This is a genomic window from Listeria swaminathanii (assembly GCF_014229645.1).
GTDB lineage: Bacteria > Bacillota > Bacilli > Lactobacillales > Listeriaceae > Listeria > Listeria swaminathanii.
Map to the genome: position 1 here is coordinate 295,981 of NZ_JAATOD010000002.1, position 16,649 is coordinate 312,629.

General features: G+C 39.3%; 17 protein-coding genes. 5 read left to right on the forward strand and 12 right to left on the reverse strand.

Annotated features, from left to right (window positions below; translation table 11 throughout):
* Positions 1 to 52: 52 nt before the first annotated feature.
* Positions 53 to 1,096 (reverse strand): alpha/beta hydrolase, encoded by a 1,044-nt coding sequence (locus HCX62_RS08650; RefSeq protein ID WP_185638485.1) that lies wholly within the window; start codon positions 1,094 to 1,096, stop codon positions 53 to 55.
* Between the two features lie 214 nt (positions 1,097 to 1,310).
* Here HCX62_RS08650 and HCX62_RS08655 point away from each other — a divergent pair, with 214 nt between their 5' ends.
* From HCX62_RS08655 to betL, 3 genes are all read left to right on the forward strand, one after another.
* Positions 1,311 to 2,525, forward strand: coding sequence for an argininosuccinate synthase (locus HCX62_RS08655; RefSeq protein ID WP_185638486.1), 1,215 nt, complete (start codon positions 1,311 to 1,313; stop codon positions 2,523 to 2,525).
* 3 nt (positions 2,526 to 2,528) lie between these two features.
* Entirely contained in the window at positions 2,529 to 3,899 is a 1,371-nt protein-coding gene (gene argH, locus HCX62_RS08660) for an argininosuccinate lyase (protein ID WP_185638488.1), read from the forward strand.
* A 166-nt stretch (positions 3,900 to 4,065) separates the two neighbouring features.
* A complete protein-coding gene (betL, locus tag HCX62_RS08665) occupies positions 4,066 to 5,589 on the forward strand; it encodes a BCCT family glycine betaine transporter BetL (RefSeq protein WP_185638490.1) in 1,524 nt (507 codons plus the stop codon).
* Positions 5,590 to 5,632: 43 nt separating this feature from the next.
* On the opposite strand, the gene HCX62_RS08670 is transcribed toward betL, so the two are convergent.
* From HCX62_RS08670 to HCX62_RS08705, 8 genes are all read right to left on the reverse strand, one after another.
* Positions 5,633 to 5,830 (reverse strand): hypothetical protein, encoded by a 198-nt coding sequence (locus HCX62_RS08670; RefSeq protein ID WP_008948403.1) that lies wholly within the window; start codon positions 5,828 to 5,830, stop codon positions 5,633 to 5,635.
* 3 nt (positions 5,831 to 5,833) lie between these two features.
* Positions 5,834 to 6,484, reverse strand: a complete 651-nt coding sequence (locus HCX62_RS08675; RefSeq protein WP_185638491.1) for a class II aldolase/adducin family protein — start codon at positions 6,482 to 6,484, stop codon at positions 5,834 to 5,836.
* A gap of 1 nt (position 6,485) precedes the next feature.
* Positions 6,486 to 7,418 carry a 1-phosphofructokinase gene (locus HCX62_RS08680; RefSeq protein ID WP_185638493.1) on the reverse strand — a complete coding sequence of 311 codons (933 nt, stop codon included), beginning with the start codon at positions 7,416 to 7,418 and terminating at the stop codon, positions 6,486 to 6,488.
* Between the two features lie 17 nt (positions 7,419 to 7,435).
* Positions 7,436 to 8,785, reverse strand: a complete 1,350-nt coding sequence (locus HCX62_RS08685) for a PTS galactitol transporter subunit IIC (protein WP_185638495.1) — start codon at positions 8,783 to 8,785, stop codon at positions 7,436 to 7,438.
* A 32-nt stretch (positions 8,786 to 8,817) separates the two neighbouring features.
* A complete protein-coding gene (locus HCX62_RS08690) occupies positions 8,818 to 9,093 on the reverse strand; it encodes a PTS sugar transporter subunit IIB (RefSeq protein WP_003722354.1) in 276 nt (91 codons plus the stop codon).
* 5 nt (positions 9,094 to 9,098) lie between these two features.
* Positions 9,099 to 9,566, reverse strand: a complete 468-nt coding sequence (locus HCX62_RS08695) for a PTS sugar transporter subunit IIA (RefSeq protein ID WP_185638497.1) — start codon at positions 9,564 to 9,566, stop codon at positions 9,099 to 9,101.
* 7 nt (positions 9,567 to 9,573) lie between these two features.
* Entirely contained in the window at positions 9,574 to 11,580 is a 2,007-nt protein-coding gene (locus tag HCX62_RS08700; RefSeq protein WP_185638499.1) for a BglG family transcription antiterminator, read from the reverse strand.
* A 180-nt stretch (positions 11,581 to 11,760) separates the two neighbouring features.
* Positions 11,761 to 13,206 (reverse strand): aminotransferase-like domain-containing protein, encoded by a 1,446-nt coding sequence (locus tag HCX62_RS08705; RefSeq protein WP_185638501.1) that lies wholly within the window; start codon positions 13,204 to 13,206, stop codon positions 11,761 to 11,763.
* A 125-nt stretch (positions 13,207 to 13,331) separates the two neighbouring features.
* Between HCX62_RS08705 and pdxS the strand changes: the two genes are divergently transcribed.
* Together pdxS and pdxT are read left to right on the forward strand one after the other, a co-directional pair.
* Entirely contained in the window at positions 13,332 to 14,219 is an 888-nt protein-coding gene (gene pdxS / locus HCX62_RS08710; RefSeq protein ID WP_003728355.1) for a pyridoxal 5'-phosphate synthase lyase subunit PdxS, read from the forward strand.
* 1 nt (position 14,220) lies between these two features.
* Positions 14,221 to 14,787, forward strand: a complete 567-nt coding sequence (pdxT, locus tag HCX62_RS08715; RefSeq protein ID WP_185638503.1) for a pyridoxal 5'-phosphate synthase glutaminase subunit PdxT — start codon at positions 14,221 to 14,223, stop codon at positions 14,785 to 14,787.
* Positions 14,788 to 14,834: 47 nt separating this feature from the next.
* Here the strand turns inward: pdxT and HCX62_RS08720 are convergent, their stop codons facing one another.
* The 3 genes from HCX62_RS08720 to HCX62_RS08730 form a co-directional block, all read right to left on the reverse strand.
* Complete coding sequence (locus HCX62_RS08720; RefSeq protein WP_185638505.1) at positions 14,835 to 15,275, reverse strand: hypothetical protein; 441 nt, start codon at positions 15,273 to 15,275, stop codon at positions 14,835 to 14,837.
* Positions 15,275 to 15,943 carry a hypothetical protein gene (locus tag HCX62_RS08725; RefSeq protein WP_185638507.1) on the reverse strand — a complete coding sequence of 223 codons (669 nt, stop codon included), beginning with the start codon at positions 15,941 to 15,943 and terminating at the stop codon, positions 15,275 to 15,277. Before HCX62_RS08725 ends, HCX62_RS08720 begins: the two co-directional genes overlap by 1 nt.
* 232 nt (positions 15,944 to 16,175) lie before the next feature.
* Entirely contained in the window at positions 16,176 to 16,637 is a 462-nt protein-coding gene (locus tag HCX62_RS08730) for an NUDIX hydrolase (RefSeq protein WP_185638509.1), read from the reverse strand.
* Between the last annotated feature and the right edge of the window lie 12 nt (positions 16,638 to 16,649).

Sequence of the window (16,649 nt, forward strand, 5' to 3'; positions counted from 1 at the left end):
ATTTCTTTGTCAATAAAAAAAACCACTCTAGTAAAAGAGTGGATTCCAGGTTTTATTTTTCTTCTAAAAACTCGCTAATCAGTTCATATGTTTCATCTGTAGCTGAAGAGCTGGTTGTCATAAAGCCATGAGGGACTTTTTCAAAACGTTTCGCAAATACTTCTACGCCGGCATCTTTTAATTTCTTCGCGTATGCTTCCCCTTGATCTCTTAGTGGATCAAATTCAGCAGTCGCAAGGAATGTTTTCGGTAGGCCGACTAAGTCCTTGCTACGAATTGGCGCAACGAGTGGATCATATTTACGATCACTTGCATTTGCAATGTATAATTTAAAGAATTTATCTAATGATTCTTTTGTAAGTACGTAGCCTTCTGCAAATTCATCCATTGACGGATAAAGAACCGATGCATCACGACTGAAAATATCCGTTGCTGGATATAGTAAAATTTGAGCGGTGATATTTGGTTTTCCTTTTGCTTTAGCGATTTGTGTAACAACAGTCGCTAAGTTTCCGCCTACGCTATCTCCCGCAACGATAATGTCAGAGGATTTAGCTCGTAAACTAGTACGATGATTTTGTACCCAAAGTAGCGCCGCATAAGCATCTTCCACTGCTGCTGGGAAAGGATTTTCTGGAGCAAGTCGGTAGTCAACAGTGACTACACGAGCACCGGTTGTTTGTACGAGTTTTCTTGCAATCGCATCATGTGTTTGCAGTCCACCTAAAACAAATCCGCCACCATGATAGTAAACGATAATTTCGAAAGGTCCGTCTTCTTCTGGCGTGTAAATCCGAATCGGAATTTTGCCAGCCGGGCCATCAATTTTTTTATTTTCAACATCGCCAATTTCGATAGCTTTTGCAGATGGCAATGCTTTTGTCGCTAGTCTCATATATTTATATCGCGAATCTACGTCGGATAATGGTGAAGTGTTTTTCACAAATTCCTGTGAAGCTTCATCTAAATTCTCAAGTACCTCAGGATTATATTCTTTTTTCCCAACCGCTTTTTTGTAAATAAAGAAAACGATTAATAATGGAAGTAGAATGATCCCAGCAAAACCAATGGCAATCCATTTTATTGTATTTTTCACATTCGCTCAACTCCTTCAATATAACTTCAATAACAAGTATAGCAGTTTTATGAACAGGAACCAATTTATTACTATTTGAAATGATTATTTTTATTTCAAAATGTATTTTTAAGCATAATTATGAATAAATAAAAATAAAAAGGTTGATATCTAAATACATCAGTGTTAATATAAATACAAATGTTTGTATATTTATGAATAGGGGATGTTTACAATGGCGAAAGAAAAAATCGTTTTAGCTTACTCAGGTGGGTTAGATACTTCGGTTGCAATTCAGTGGTTAGTAGAATCAGGTTATGAAGTTATCGCATGTTGTTTAGATGTTGGTGAAGGGAAAAATTTGGATTTTATTAAAGAAAAAGCCATTACGGTTGGAGCAAGCGAGTCCTATACAATTGATGCAAAAGAAGAATTTGCCGAGGACTTTGCGTTAATCGCCCTTCAAGCCCATGCTTATTATGAAGGAAAGTATCCGCTCATTTCCGCGTTAAGCCGTCCGTTAATCGCGAAAAAATTAGTAGAAGTGGCTCGTCAAGAAGGCGCCTCTGCTATCGCTCATGGTTGTACTGGTAAAGGAAATGACCAAGTGCGTTTTGAAGTAGCAATCCATGCTCTTGCACCTGATTTAAAAGTCGTTTCCCCTGTCCGCGATTGGAAATGGTCTAGAGAAGAAGAAATCAATTACGCCAAAGAACATAACATCCCCGTTCCGATTGATTTAGATAACCCCTTCTCGATTGATCAAAACCTTTGGGGCAGAAGTAACGAATGTGGCGTGCTGGAAAACCCATGGACAACGCCGCCAGAAGCAGCTTACGACTTAACAGTGAGCTTAGAAGATACACCTGACACGGCTGATATTATTGAAATTACGTTTGATGCTGGTATTCCGATTTCCCTTAATGGAGAAAATATGAGTCTGGCTAATTTAATCCTTACTTTAAACGAAATCGCCGGCAAACACGGTGTCGGCAGAATTGACCATATCGAAAATCGGTTAGTCGGTATTAAATCACGTGAAGTCTATGAATGCCCCGCTGCAGTCACTTTAATAACTGCACATAAAGAACTGGAAGATTTAACTTTCGTTCGGGAAATTGCGCATTTCAAACCAATCATCGAACAAAAAATCAGTGAAACAATTTACAATGGCCTATGGTTCTCACCTTTAACAGAAGCATTAGTAGCATTCTTAAAATCAACCCAAAAATTCGTTAACGGGACAATCCGGGTGAAATTATTTAAAGGGCATGCCATTGTTGAAGGAAGAAAATCTCCAAATTCGCTTTACGATGAAAACTTAGCGACCTATACTTCTTCCGATACATTTGATCAAGATGCAGCGGTTGGTTTCATCAAGCTTTGGGGACTACCAACGAAAGTGAGCGCAGAAGTCAATTCAAAAGTTACGATAACGACTGAGGTGTAAAAAATGGAAAAATTATGGGGTGGCCGTTTTCAAGGAAAAAGTGAGGCCTGGATTGATGAGTTTGGCGCTTCGATTTCTTTTGACCAAAAAATGGCAAAGGAAGACTTAACGGGAAGTTTGGCACATGTCGCTATGCTTGCCAAATGTGGCATTATTCCGGATTCAGAAGCAGCAGAAATTACGGCCGGTCTGAAAATCCTCCAAGAAAAATTAGCGCTTGGTGAACTGGAATTTAGCACGGTGAATGAAGATATCCATTTGAATATTGAAAAGTTGTTGCACGAGGAAATCGGACCTGTCGCTGGGAAACTTCATACGGCGCGGAGTCGGAATGACCAGGTCGCGACTGACATGCATTTATATTTAAAACAAGCCGTAGCAGAAATCATCCAATCATTAAAACATTTGCGCGTGGTGCTCGTTCAAAAAGCAGAGTTGCATGTTGAAACGATTATGCCTGGTTACACGCATTTACAACACGCCCAGCCCATATCTTTTGCTCATCATTTACTTGCTTATTTTGGAATGTTCACACGGGATTTAGAGCGTTTAGAAGAGAGTGTCAAACGGATTGATATTTCGCCACTTGGTTCTGCTGCGCTGGCTGGAACAACTTTTCCAATTGACCGGGCTTATAGCGCCGAATTGCTTGGCTTTTCTGCTGTTTATGAAAATAGTTTGGACGGCGTGAGCGATCGTGATTTTATCATTGAATTTCTTAGTAATAGTTCTCTTCTAATGATGCATTTATCGCGTTTTTGCGAGGAACTGATACTTTGGACGAGCCATGAATTTCAGTTTGTGGAGTTGACGGATGCATTTTCCACTGGGAGTTCGATTATGCCGCAAAAGAAAAATCCAGATATGGCTGAGTTAATTCGCGGGAAAACCGGCCGAGTGTATGGAAACCTTTTCGGCATGTTAACGGTTTTAAAAGGACTGCCGCTTGCGTATAACAAAGACTTACAAGAAGATAAAGAAGGCATGTTTGATACGCTCGAGACAGTCCAGACGAGCTTAGATATATTTGCCGGGATGATTGAAACGATGAAGGTCCGTACGGAAATAATGGAAAAATCTACCCAAAAAGATTTTTCGAATGCGACTGAACTGGCAGATTACTTGGCGAAAAAAGGCGTTCCTTTTAGAGAAGCGCATGAAATCGTTGGGAAATTGGTGCTAGAATGTACGCAAAATGGGATTTATTTGCAAGATGTGGCGCTGAGTCATTATCAAGCAATCAACCCACTTATAGAAGAAGATATTTATGATGTGCTTTCTTCCAAAACTGCCGTCCAAAAGAGAAATTCTTATGGTGGAACTGGCTTTGATCAAATCAAAGTTGCACTGGCTAACGCGAAAAAAACATTATAAAACTAGCTGGAATGCTCACGGGTGTTCCAGTTTTTTTGTTTATATTTCAAAATAAGTGCCCTACTTGATTTGTCAGAGCACTACTTTTTTTGTTACTATTAAATAGATGTTACCTTTGTGCTAACATGGGGAAATACATACATAGAATATAAAGGGAAGTGATGTAATGAAAAAATTAACGAATGTCTTTTGGGGAGCAGGTTTTTTAGTTCTCTTAGCTGTTTTATTTGGCGCTTTTTTGCCAGAGCAATTTGAGACACTTACAACAAATATCCAAAAATTTCTAACGAGTAATTTCGGTTGGTACTATTTAATCGTTGTCGCGATTATTATTATCTTCTGCTTATTTTTAGTTTTAAGCCCGATTGGCACGATTCGACTCGGAAAGCCTGGCGAAGAACCGGGGTATAGCAATAAATCTTGGTTCGCCATGTTATTTAGTGCAGGAATGGGGATTGGCCTTGTTTTCTGGGGTGCTGCTGAGCCATTATCTCACTATGCTGTTCAAGCTCCGGGCGGGGAAGTTGGTACACAAGCTGCCATGAAAGACGCGCTTCGTTATTCTTTCTTTCATTGGGGCATTTCCGCTTGGTCGATTTATGCGATTGTAGCTCTAGCACTTGCTTACTTTAAATTCAGAAAAAATGCGCCTGGTTTAATAAGCTCCACTCTTTATCCAATTTTAGGGAAGCATACAAAAGGCCCGATTGGTCAACTGATTGATATTATCGCTGTTTTTGCGACGGTTATCGGGGTTGCAACCACGCTTGGCCTTGGCGCACAACAAATTAATGGTGGGCTTACTTACTTATTTGGCGTTCCAAACAATTTTACAGTTCAATTTACGATTATTGTCATTGTTACTATTTTATTTATGTTATCGGCAATGTCTGGACTTGATAAAGGGATTCAGCTGTTGAGTAATGTAAATATTTATGTGGCTGGGGTGTTGCTAGTTTTAACGCTCATTCTCGGTCCTACACTTTTCATTATGAATAATTTCACCAATTCGTTTGGTGGTTACTTGCAAAATATTATCCAAATGAGCTTCCAGACCGCACCTGATGCGCCTGATGCTCGAAAATGGATTGACTCATGGACTATTTTTTACTGGGCTTGGTGGCTTTCCTGGTCGCCGTTTGTCGGGATATTCATTGCGCGAATTTCACGCGGTAGAACCATTCGCCAATTTTTGCTCGGAGTTATCGTTCTTCCCTCTTTAGTCAGTGTGTTCTGGTTTGCTGTATTTGGCGGCTCAGCGATTTTTGTCGAACAACATACAAACTCTGCGCTTTCAAATTTAGCGACAGAACAAGTACTCTTTGGGGTATTTAATGAGTTTCCGGCTGGAATGGTGTTATCAATTGTCGCGATGATTTTAATTGCTGTCTTCTTTATAACTTCAGCGGATTCTGCCACATTTGTTCTCGGCATGCAAACAACTGGCGGCTCTTTAAACCCACCGAACTCCGTCAAAGTGACTTGGGGACTTTTACAAGCAGGAATTGCGAGTGTGCTACTTTACGCAGGCGGATTAACAGCTCTTCAAAATGCGTCAATCATAGCAGCCTTTCCGTTTTCGATTGTTATTCTCTTAATGATTGTTTCCTTATTCGTTTCTTTAACAAGGGAACAAGAAAAACTTGGCTTATACGTTCGACCGAAAAAATCACAACGTTCCCAACTATAACAAAAAGGGATGAAAATCTAGTTTTAGATTTTCATCCCTTTTTTCATCCTTTTTTCTGCTTTGCCGCGATTATTTCACGATAGCTACGAGTTTGTTTAGGATATTTTTTCCGAAAGAAATGTTGCGAAACGACTGCTAACACGAGTGAGATGGCGGTAATTGGAATAGAACTTCTAAAAATACCGACCATTAGTAATAAAGCACTGGCAAATAACGTTGCATTAAAAAGGAATTTTTCCATTGGTTACTCCTCCAAATTGTAGTTTAATTCGTGGTCATGAGCTAATTTTTTAATACCTAAAGCATCGAATACTAAAGCTTTTTCCGCAATATAGGCATTATATTCAATCCGTTCTAGCATATCGTATGCTTTATGGAGCGAAGTGTCTAACACAACAATTCCATGTTTATTTAATAGACTTGCACTTGGAACTGCTTTTTCACCTAGCTCGATAACATGCTTACGAACGATTTCAGCAAGTTCTGGACTAGTCGCTGGTGCAAATTCGAGTGTTGGAATTTGGCCGATTTTTTGTGTTGCTTCTGTTAAGTTCGGCAGTTCCATACCAAGCGTTGCGAATAACATTGATTCTTTTGGATGAGCATGAAGTACACAGCCAATTTTTGGATTTTCTACGTAGCAAGCGCGGTGTAAGTTAATTTCTCTTGTAACTCTTCCGTCTCCTTCTACGACTTCATTATTGTTATCCACTACAAGGATTTCATATGGGGAAAGATCGCAAAGTTTTGCTTGACTCATAAGTGTTGGTGTCATAATAATATGTTCGCTATTCATGCGCACACTTACATTTCCTCCAGCAGCATTTGTTTCAAAGCGGTCAAACATCGTCTTCACTATTTTGGCTAAATCTTCACGTTCTTTTTGGTATAACATACTATCTCTCCTCCAATTGTATAATACTTACTTGATTCTTTAATTTTCCAGCAGCTTCTAAATCAAAGCTTGAACTATCTTTTTGCATGACTTTGCTGGCTGAGCAACCTGTCGCGACTTTTAACGTTTCTGTAATCGGCATATTCATTGCAAGTCCTGCGATAAATGCACCGACAAACACATCGCCAGCCCCTGTATCATTGCGTTCCTGCACTTTTGGCGGAATAACTTGATACAATTTGCCATTATGTGCGCACATTGATCCTTTTGCTCCAAGCGAAACGACTAGATAGGGAATTTTCTTGGCTAAAGTGCGAATGTTTTCTTCCAGTGAATTCGTCTTTTCATCTAAAATGGCAAGCACCTCGTCTTCATTTGGTTTAATGAAATCGACGCCCATTTCGACGGCTAAGTTTAAATAATCACCGGAATTATCGCATCCGAGAAACGCGCCTGTCGCTTTGACAGTTCTTAGTAGTTCTTTAAAATCAGATAATGTATAATGAGGAGGCGGAGATCCAGCAATCACCACCATGTCCTCTTTTTTAACTTTTTTAGCGATTTGTTTTAAAAGGTTCACTTTGTTGGTCTGACTTACGGTAAAACCAGCTTCTGGTATCATGGTGCTGCCATTCGTGTCATCACTCAAGACGACGAAGCATTCTCTTGTCGAAGTTCCAGCTTCTACAAGGAAATCATGGTTGATATGTTTTTCTTTTAGAATGGCATATAGTTTGTCGAGATTGTCTGATCCCGCAATTCCAAGTGCTTCATTTTTAATTCCGAATTTCGATAGCACGCCCGAAACATGAAGCCCCTTTCCCCCGCAATCAAATTCTGTTTTTTTGACTCGATTAGTCTTCCTTTTTTCCAACTCTCCATTAATGAAAAGCAACCGGTCAATAGCTGGATTTAATGTTATCGTGTAAATCATCTCATCACTCCTATTTCTTAAGAGCTAGCTTTTTCTAGTTCAATAGTTCGTTTTTTCATCATTTTCACGTAGAATACTAGTAATAGTACCCAAATCGCGACAAAAATAAGTCCTAAAATAGTGAACTGTGCTGCTTCTGCAAAAACATAACGGAACACTGGATACTCAAGCGTACTCCAAGTAATTTGTTGTCCAGCTTTAAGCGAAATCGCGCCTGTTGAATGCGCTAAGTCTGTAATCGATCCTGCGAAGAAAGTTGATACATATAAGAAAATTGGTGTTGTTATTGTTCCGAGGATAATCATACGAATCAAGTTTCCGCCTGTTACGATAAGTGCTGGTGCGCATAACGAAATATTTAATATTCCGGCAAATGGTAAAACGCCATTTCCTGGTAAAATTAGCGCGAAGATAAGCGTAACTGGAACCATAAGAACGATAGCTACCCATACTTCACTACATCCTGCTAAAATCGGCCAATCTAGCCCAATGAACAATTCACGATTTTTAAATTTACGTTTCATGAATTCAGAAATACCATCAGATAGTGGGGATAAAGCTTGCATAAATAGTTTCGCAACCATCGGGAATAGTGTTAATGCCGCAGCAGCTTGCATGGCTAACATCAACGTTTTCGCTACATCATAACCAGCTGCAATCCCTAGAAGTCCACCGATAATAAAGCCCATCACATGGTTTTCGGCAAAAATACCAATTTTATCTTTTAATGCATTGGCATCCATATCTTTACGTAGTGCTGGAATTTTCTTCAGTAACCAGTCAATTGGCATTAAGAAAATACAGAAAATCATCATACCGTGAGAAACGGTTACACCAGGAATCCCATTTAATTCTTGAATTTGACGTTGGTTGGCATCACATAGAATTAGTTCCGTAACAATTTGAATTCCGGCAACAATAAATGCCAAGTAAACATTTTGTGTTACGCCAATAATAAGTACCGCTGTTAAAATTTTTCCCCAAACGTTCCATAAATCGACATTCAAGGTTTTCGTTTTATTAATAACAAGCATAATGGCGTTAATACCAAGCTGTAGCGGGAACATCAAGAAGGCAAATGGCCACGCCCAAGCAAGTGTTGCCATCGACGTCCAGCCTCCGTCTAGAATGCTTAAATTAATCCCGGTTCTCTCTGCAAGTCCTTGTGCAGCTGGTGTTAAAGCTTCAATCATAAAGCCGATAACGATGTTCATCCCAAGGAAAGCGACCCCTAAAATAATCCCCGCACTTACTGCGTCTCTCACTTTCATTCGTACGATTAGCCCAATAATAATCATCAGTGCTGGAACAAAAACGGCAGCTCCAAGGTTCAAAATAAACTGTATAACTGATTGTAATGACTCCATTTTTTCACGCTCCCTATTTTATCTGTTTATTTTTATTTTAAGGCGTTCAGTAATTTTTCTGTTTCTTCGTCCATGCCCATGCCAGTTAAGAAAGCAATACCATTTAATGTGGGAATATCAAATTCTTTGTTTGCTTTTGTAATCGCCACATATACATCACTTGTTTTAATATGTTGTTCAAGTGACTTAATATCTACTGCTTCAACTGTCGCGCGAACTCCCTTTTCTTTTAAAATACGTTCTACTTTTGATGCGACTGTTTGACTTGTTGCCACTCCTGATCCACATGCTACGATAACTTTTTTCATTGTAATCACTCTCCAAATTGTTTTTTTAGGAAATCACATAAAGTATTGCTATCATTTATTTCTTTTATTTGTTCCACAAAGTCTGCTTCCATAAATTTTTCCATGATACTTGAAAGCAGTGGAACTTGATCTTGGGGATTTTTGATTCCTAACATGAAAATTACTTCGACATCAATCCACTTATCTACCGTTCCCATTTGAACAAAAGGAATCGGTGTAGAAAGTTTATTTACGAGTACAAAAGGCCGTTTTACATAAATTGTATCTGTATGAGGAATTGCGATTTTGATGCCATTCATCTCGAGTCCAGTAGGAAAAACTACTTCTCGGCTTGTTACCGCTTCTCTAAAAGTTGGCTCTACATACTGCTCTTTCTCTAATATATTGCTCGTGTATTCAAAAAGTTCTGCCTGACTCTCGTATCTTGAATTTATCAGGGTTAACTCTTTTTGAAACAAATCATGGTAATCCACGCGACGCTCACCCCCTTTCAAGGATTTCAACGATTTTCTTTTTGTTAGTAGAAGCGAGAAGTTCCGCTAATCTCTCTGGCTGCAAGAAAATTTCGTTCAATTTTAGTAATAGTGGTATGTGCTTGTTTTGTTCGGATGGAGCTAGGGCAATCATGATTTTGACCGCTTTGTTCCCGGGTGTCCTTGTGTCCGCTTTCATTATCATCAACTGAATATCTTGCTTGATTACGCCATTCGCCGGTTTGGCATGTGGCAAGTAAATATTCGGACCAATCATCATCTGCTCATAATTTTGATAGAAGATTTCTTCGCAAGTATGAATGTAACAAGTATCCACTGTTCCGCGTTCTAGCATTGGTGAAAATGCCGCCGAAACCAGCCTCTCCCACTCAAGCGGAGTTTCTAAAAAATGAATCTGTTCTTCGGTAATCCTCATTTGTTCAGGCTCTTTTTTCTCCACGGGCTGCTCTTTTTTGCTAAAAAACGATTCTACTTTTGCTTGCACTAAGCGAATATTTTCTTCCGGAATTTCATCTTTTAGCATGGCAAGTAGTTCTTTGGTTTTTTTATGACTGTCCATTTCGATGGCCTTGTCGACTTGTTCTCTAAGGATTTGTCGGCTATCTTTACTTAAAATCGACGGGATCACAAAAATGGTGGCATTACTTTGGACTGGAACGGTTGTAAAAATAAAATCGATATCACGCGCGACCGTATTTAATTGCCGCACCGCATAAGCTCCTTGAAAATCAATATTCGGAAACATCATTTTCAAGTTTTCTAACAGTAATTTGGAAATGGATGTACCACTTTTACAAAGGACGACTGCGCGGAATATCGGCTGTTCCGTTTCCTCGATTTGATACATCCATCCAAGAACTATCATCGAAAGATACACAATTTCTTCTTCCGACCACTTACGGCCAACCAGTTTTTCAAAAGGTTTAGAGGCTTTTTCTACAATGTTGAATGTTGGGGTGTATTCTTTGATAAATTGTTTTTTAAGCGGATTATTGATTTGAAATCCTAAAATTGTCCGGTAAATTGCTGGTCTGACATGTAAAATCACTTTTTCTTTAAATTCGTTTTTCTTCATGATTTCAGTCGCAAAATACATTTCAAGTAAGCGGATGAACTCATCGACTGCGTAGGCAATTTCTTCACTGTCTGAGAAATGAAGTGCCGACTCGACTAGGTTCGAAGCGAGTACTTGTAACGATAAGTACAGCAAATCATTTTCACTTAAAAAGTCGTAACCCCAAAACATTTCTTTCATTATCGGGAACTCGCGGGTATTTTTGATGTCATACATTTCAATTTTAAATGTCCATTTTTTATTTGTTACGTTGGACCGTTTGATGATGCCGTGGAGGATATAGGGCAATTCCTCCATTTGTTCATCTGTAAATGTAATTTGGAGTTTACTTTCGACTTTTTCGAGCCGTTTCTTTAGCAAAAAGACTTCGCTAACTGTAATAAGCTTCTTTTCATCAAGTACGAATTTTCCGTACGGGGTCTGCACGACTTCGCGAATGAGTTCCGCTAGTAAATTACGAATCAAGAATTCTGAACCGGAAACTGCATAACCATCTTTTCGCGAGTAATCTAGTTGTATTTCAAATTCATGCAAGCTTTCCTTAATACTTTTCACATCTGTTAACATCGTATTTTTACTTACATAAACGTATTCCGCAAGCGCGCCGAGTGACATGTAATGATTGTGAAGCAGTAATTTAATCATAATTAGTTTGCGACGAATATTTACCTCATAAAACGAAAACAGCTGTTGTTCTTCTGCCGTTAAAAGCCGGTAACAAGCTTCCCTACATACATCTGTAACAAAAATCATGTCATGGTCAATCAAAATTGGTTCTGACTTTAGTAGATGGTTTATTTGTGTAATCTGTGCGCTAATTGCTTCTTTTGATACCTTAAAATTTTTGGAAACATTTCTAAGATTCACTTGCCGATTCAAGAGCAGATAAGTAATTAATTCCTTACAATTCTGTTCCATCTACTTTCCCCTCCCTTATACTAATAGTAAATGATAACCCTTACATAAAAATGCTGATTCATCACAACTTCGCTTTTGGCAGAAAGATTTATTGTGATGAGTAACATTTTTGGGTCTCTTTCTATTATAGATTAGAAGCTATTAGAGGGGAATATGAAAAAAGTGCAACTCAGCATTAACTCACGCTTCGTCGCACTTTTTTCCCATTATTATTTGCTGTAAAATTTTTGCTACTTGTACCGCTTCTCCCTTTTTTAATCGTGCATAAGTCACACGGATGACAGCTTCTTTTACCCCGAATAAAAATCCCGGCATCACGAGCAAATCATGCGCTAAAAAAATATCAAAATCGCGGATTGAGCGAAATTCGATTGGCAACTTCACCCATAAATGAAATCCACCTTTTGGCCGAATAAATTCCAGCTCATCTGGTAAAATGGTTTCGAAAGCTTCAATCAAATCGTCGCGCCTTTTTTCTAACACTTGATGCAATTGTTTTAAGTGGGCACTATATCCGGATGTGTTTAACACGCTATTCGCCAGTACTTGCGGAAAAATACTTAAACCAAAATCCATTTCTTGCCTTGCGAGTGCGAGTCGTTCAATCACTGCTGTCGGTCCAATTAGCCAGCCAATCCGCGTGGTTGACCCCATAATTTTCGAAAGCGAGCCAATATACAACACATTATCGGCATCCAGCTGTTTTAATGGCACAGGAATGTCTTTATCAAGCGCCGCCAGTTCGGAAAATGGATCATCTTCCACAATCGGAATTTGCAAGTGCGCACAAATTTTCACCAGTTCTTTGCGTCGTTCCAAACTCATCACGAGCCCAGTCGGATTTTGAAACGTCGGATTAACAAAAACCATTTTGACACGATGCTTATGGTATAAATCGCGTAACTCAGAGATGATCACACCATCCGCGTCCATCGGCAAAGCAAAAATCCGCAACCCTGCAGATTGAAATAACGACAGCGAATAAAAATAAGACGGCGACTCAATCGCTACAGCATCGCCCGGTTTTAATAAACATTGCGTAATTAAAAATAAAGCTTGTTGTGCTCCTGATGTAATAAAAATTTGCTCTGGTCGCGAATTCAATCCGTAGGCGGCCTTCATTTGTTTTTGAATCGTTTCTCGCAAAGGCCTGTAACCCGCTTCGTCTTCCAGTTGCTCCTCGGCAATAAAAGACTGCCACGAAAGACTCGGCGTTTCCATTTTCGGCGTCATTTCCAGTGGAAGTTCCCCGGTTGCAGCATCAATCACCCGTTCCGCATCCACTCGTTCCATGACTCCCGCTTGACGAATATAAGGAACAGCTGGTGTAAAACCGCCTTGTGTCAAATAATGGCGCCAATTCGTCGACTGCCCGGCAAAAAGCCCCCATTTTTCCGCATTAACCGTTGTTCCACTACCTTGTTTGCGAATGATAACAGCCCGCGCCGTAAGTTCATCCAGCGCCCGCACAACCGTCGAACGATTCACGCCAAACAACTCCGCCAACTGTCTTTCTGGAGGCAACTTTTCTTCTGGCAAAAGTTCACCATTCATAATTTTCGTTTCGATTAAATCAACAATTTGTAAATAAATCGGTAAACTGGAATTTTCACTTAACTGCCACATCGGCACATTCCTCCTATATAAATTGGATGGAGAAAACAACATCCAATTGGCTGTTTTTACGAAATGGCTTTTAGCTTATCATAATAGTCAGGTAATTTCAATTAACTTTGATGGAGGTTGTTACTATGGAGAAAAAAGTTGGTACAGATCGTGTAAAACGTGGCATGGCGCAAATGCAAAAAGGTGGCGTCATTATGGATGTAGTTAATGCTGAACAAGCAAAAATCGCGGAAGAAGCTGGTGCAGTTGCCGTTATGGCACTTGAACGGGTTCCTTCCGATATTCGTGCAGCCGGTGGTGTCGCTCGAATGGCTGACCCTCGCATTGTCGAAGAAGTAATGAATGCTGTATCTATCCCTGTTATGGCAAAAGCCCGTATCGGCCATATCACAGAAGCGCGCGTCCTAGAAGCAATGGGCGTGGATTATATTGATGAAAGTGAAGTATTAACTCCCGCCGATGATGAATTCCATTTATTAAAATCAGATTTCACCGTTCCTTTCGTATGTGGTTGCCGAGATATCGGTGAAGCACTGCGCCGTATTGGTGAAGGTGCTGCCATGCTCCGTACAAAAGGAGAACCCGGAACTGGTAATATCGTCGAAGCTGTCCGTCATATGCGCCAAGTAAACGGCCAAATCCGCCAAATCGCTGGTATGACAGATGATGAATTAATGGTTGCCGCTAAAAACTTCGGTGCTCCGTATGAATTAATCAAAGAAATTAAAACACTTGGCAAACTTCCGGTCGTTAATTTTGCCGCCGGTGGTGTTGCGACTCCCGCTGATGCTGCACTAATGATGGAACTTGGAGCAGACGGTGTTTTCGTTGGATCAGGTATCTTCAAATCCGACAACCCAGCAAAATTCGCCAGCGCCATCGTCCAAGCCACTACTTATTATACAGACTATGAATTAATCGGAAAACTGTCCAAAGAGCTAGGTTCCCCGATGAAAGGAATCGAAATGTCTCGCCTTAATCCAGAAGACAGAATGCAAGATCGGAGTATTTAATATGAAAAAAATTGGTGTACTTGCACTTCAAGGTGCAGTCGATGAGCATATCCAAATGATTGAATCTGTCGGTGCTCTCCCTTTTAAAGTAATGCGTTCAAGCGATTTAGATGGACTTGACGGGCTTGTTTTACCCGGCGGAGAAAGTACCACGATGCGCAAAATAATGAAGCGTTATGATTTAATGGAACCTATCCGCGCATTTGCAAGTGAAGGGAAAGCTATTTTTGGAACTTGTGCTGGGCTTGTCCTTTTATCCAAAGAAATTGAAGGCGGCGAAGAAAGCCTTGGATTGCTTGACGCTACCGCAGTTCGTAATGGTTTTGGACGTCAGAAAGAAAGCTTTGAAGCCGAATTAAATGTAGAAACATTTGGTGCAACTCCCTTTGAAGCCGTGTTTATCCGTGCTCCCTACTTAATTGAACTAAGCGATGAAGTCACCATATTAGCGACAATTGACGAGAGAATCGTCGCTGCCCAACAAGCGAATATTCTCGTAACCGCCTTCCATCCTGAATTAACTAATGACAATCGTTGGATGCGTTACTTCCTCGAAAAAATGGTATAAAAAAACACAGCGGAAATCTAAACGATGATTTCCGCTGTGTTTTTTATTTATTTTGCCATAGATTCTATATATGATTTCGCATCTTTTTCCGGAATTCCCTCATAAATATAAAATTCATACATGTATTTCTCTAATGCTGGAAGATACTTCGATACATCTTCGCCAGATCTTCTCATTTTATTAATATTAATCAAAGAAGCATCAATATTTTTTCTTTGTGCCTTCGTCAAATCTTCATAAGGAATATTTTTTTCGTAATAAGAAACCATAACATCCTTACTAATGTCTTTTCGATAAGAATCTCCAACAAACATAAGTACAATTCCCGCTACTACACAAAGGCCTAAAACAATCCCCATTGTGCTAGTAGGGCGAAATCTCCCTTTTGTGGATGAGCGTAGAATGTTAATAATAAGTACGCCAATAGGATAAACTAAAACTAGCGCTCCTCCTAAATACATCATTAATTCACCAGTATTTTGTATCATTAATAATCCTCCTTATAAAATAATTCATTGGTGTCAAAACTTTCTTGAAGACTTGTAACAAGAGGATTATCAATATCAAAGCATCGTTCAATCATTCTGGCATTCGAAAACTCCGTCTCCCAGATTCCCAGAATTACTTTACCATTACGTTTTACATCATATACCCGATATACTTGGGCTTGTCTTGCATCCATAACCCCATTGTAATCGTATAGTTTCGCTTCAATAGAATCGATTTTATGAAACCAGATAATTTTCTTTTTAATTAAGTTACCACTTACTATCGCATTTTTATATAATTTCACATAATTCGTAGCATTCAGCGTACACCAAACAAACCAGATAGCTAAAATTGCCAACATAATCAATTTACTATTAATAGAACCCCGATAAAAAATCCCAATAACAAGCATAATTAAGCAAATAAAAATAGGCAGGATAAAGCGCCCACTCTTGCTTCTTTTCAATAGAAGAATAAGTTCGCCCAGTTCCTCCACACCCGTATTAGACTTATTAAAAAATACTTTAAACATAGAAAACTTGTTCTCAAATTCTTGTTGCAGTTTCTGTTTTCGCTGCCTATTTATCCTGTTTGCAAATAGTATTGCTAATCCTACAAATAAAGCAACACCTAAGAGAGATAACCAGCGGACTAAATTCTCGTCCATGTTCTACAATCCTTTCTTTTTATCAATTCAAGTTTACATAGCAAAAAGGACATCATCCCCCAAATCTATTGCTACACAATGAATTATTATAGCATAAGGAAAATAGCAAATTGATAAAATCTTAGAAAAATAGTTGTGAAAATGTGACGAAAATATGAATACCGATTAAACAATTCCCTTTCTTTACTACTAAAACAGGAAAGAAATCAACGTTTTAAAAATCCACTTTTTTCTATCTTATCAATACCTGCCCATGAAACTGCTTCAAATCAGCCAGAAAATCCTCATGCTGCTTATTAACTAATCGAGGTACCTCATCTTCTTTAAAGTATCTAAGTTCAACAGTCTCCTCATCCCCAGCAGCTAATTCCCCACTCACATATTCCAGTTCAAAAAAGAACGATATCGGCTGCGCTCTATCTCCATTTGGATAACTATCTTCATATTTAGAATATATCCCGATTAATGAGGTTACTTTAACACAGAGCCCAGTCTCTTCTAAATACTCCCTGATTAGCGCTTCTTCAAAAGATTCCCCCAGTTCAATCGCTCCGCCGGGAAATCCCCACAAATTCTTATCTGCTCTTTTTTGTAGAAGCAGCTTTCCTTGTTTATCTCTAAGGCAACCACTTACAAAGTTTAGTATTACTTTCTCATGACCTACTTTTTCTCTGATCCAATTAATATAGTTCATCGACTTTTCCAC

Coding starts and splice junctions, on each gene's coding strand:
- HCX62_RS08655 (WP_185638486.1), top strand. CDS start 1,311: ATGGCGAAAGAAAAAATCGTTTTAGCTTACTCAGGTGGGTTAGATACT.
- argH (WP_185638488.1), top strand. CDS start 2,529: ATGGAAAAATTATGGGGTGGCCGTTTTCAAGGAAAAAGTGAGGCCTGG.
- betL (WP_185638490.1), top strand. CDS start 4,066: ATGAAAAAATTAACGAATGTCTTTTGGGGAGCAGGTTTTTTAGTTCTC.
- HCX62_RS08670 (WP_008948403.1), bottom strand. CDS start 5,830: ATGGAAAAATTCCTTTTTAATGCAACGTTATTTGCCAGTGCTTTATTA.
- HCX62_RS08675 (WP_185638491.1), bottom strand. CDS start 6,484: ATGTTATACCAAAAAGAACGTGAAGATTTAGCCAAAATAGTGAAGACG.
- HCX62_RS08680 (WP_185638493.1), bottom strand. CDS start 7,418: ATGATTTACACGATAACATTAAATCCAGCTATTGACCGGTTGCTTTTC.
- HCX62_RS08685 (WP_185638495.1), bottom strand. CDS start 8,785: ATGGAGTCATTACAATCAGTTATACAGTTTATTTTGAACCTTGGAGCT.
- HCX62_RS08690 (WP_003722354.1), bottom strand. CDS start 9,093: ATGAAAAAAGTTATCGTAGCATGTGGATCAGGAGTGGCAACAAGTCAA.
- HCX62_RS08700 (WP_185638499.1), bottom strand. CDS start 11,580: ATGGAACAGAATTGTAAGGAATTAATTACTTATCTGCTCTTGAATCGG.
- HCX62_RS08705 (WP_185638501.1), bottom strand. CDS start 13,206: ATGTGGCAGTTAAGTGAAAATTCCAGTTTACCGATTTATTTACAAATT.
- pdxS (WP_003728355.1), top strand. CDS start 13,332: ATGGAGAAAAAAGTTGGTACAGATCGTGTAAAACGTGGCATGGCGCAA.
- pdxT (WP_185638503.1), top strand. CDS start 14,221: ATGAAAAAAATTGGTGTACTTGCACTTCAAGGTGCAGTCGATGAGCAT.
- HCX62_RS08720 (WP_185638505.1), bottom strand. CDS start 15,275: ATGATACAAAATACTGGTGAATTAATGATGTATTTAGGAGGAGCGCTA.
- HCX62_RS08725 (WP_185638507.1), bottom strand. CDS start 15,943: ATGGACGAGAATTTAGTCCGCTGGTTATCTCTCTTAGGTGTTGCTTTA.
- HCX62_RS08730 (WP_185638509.1), bottom strand. CDS start 16,637: ATGAACTATATTAATTGGATCAGAGAAAAAGTAGGTCATGAGAAAGTA.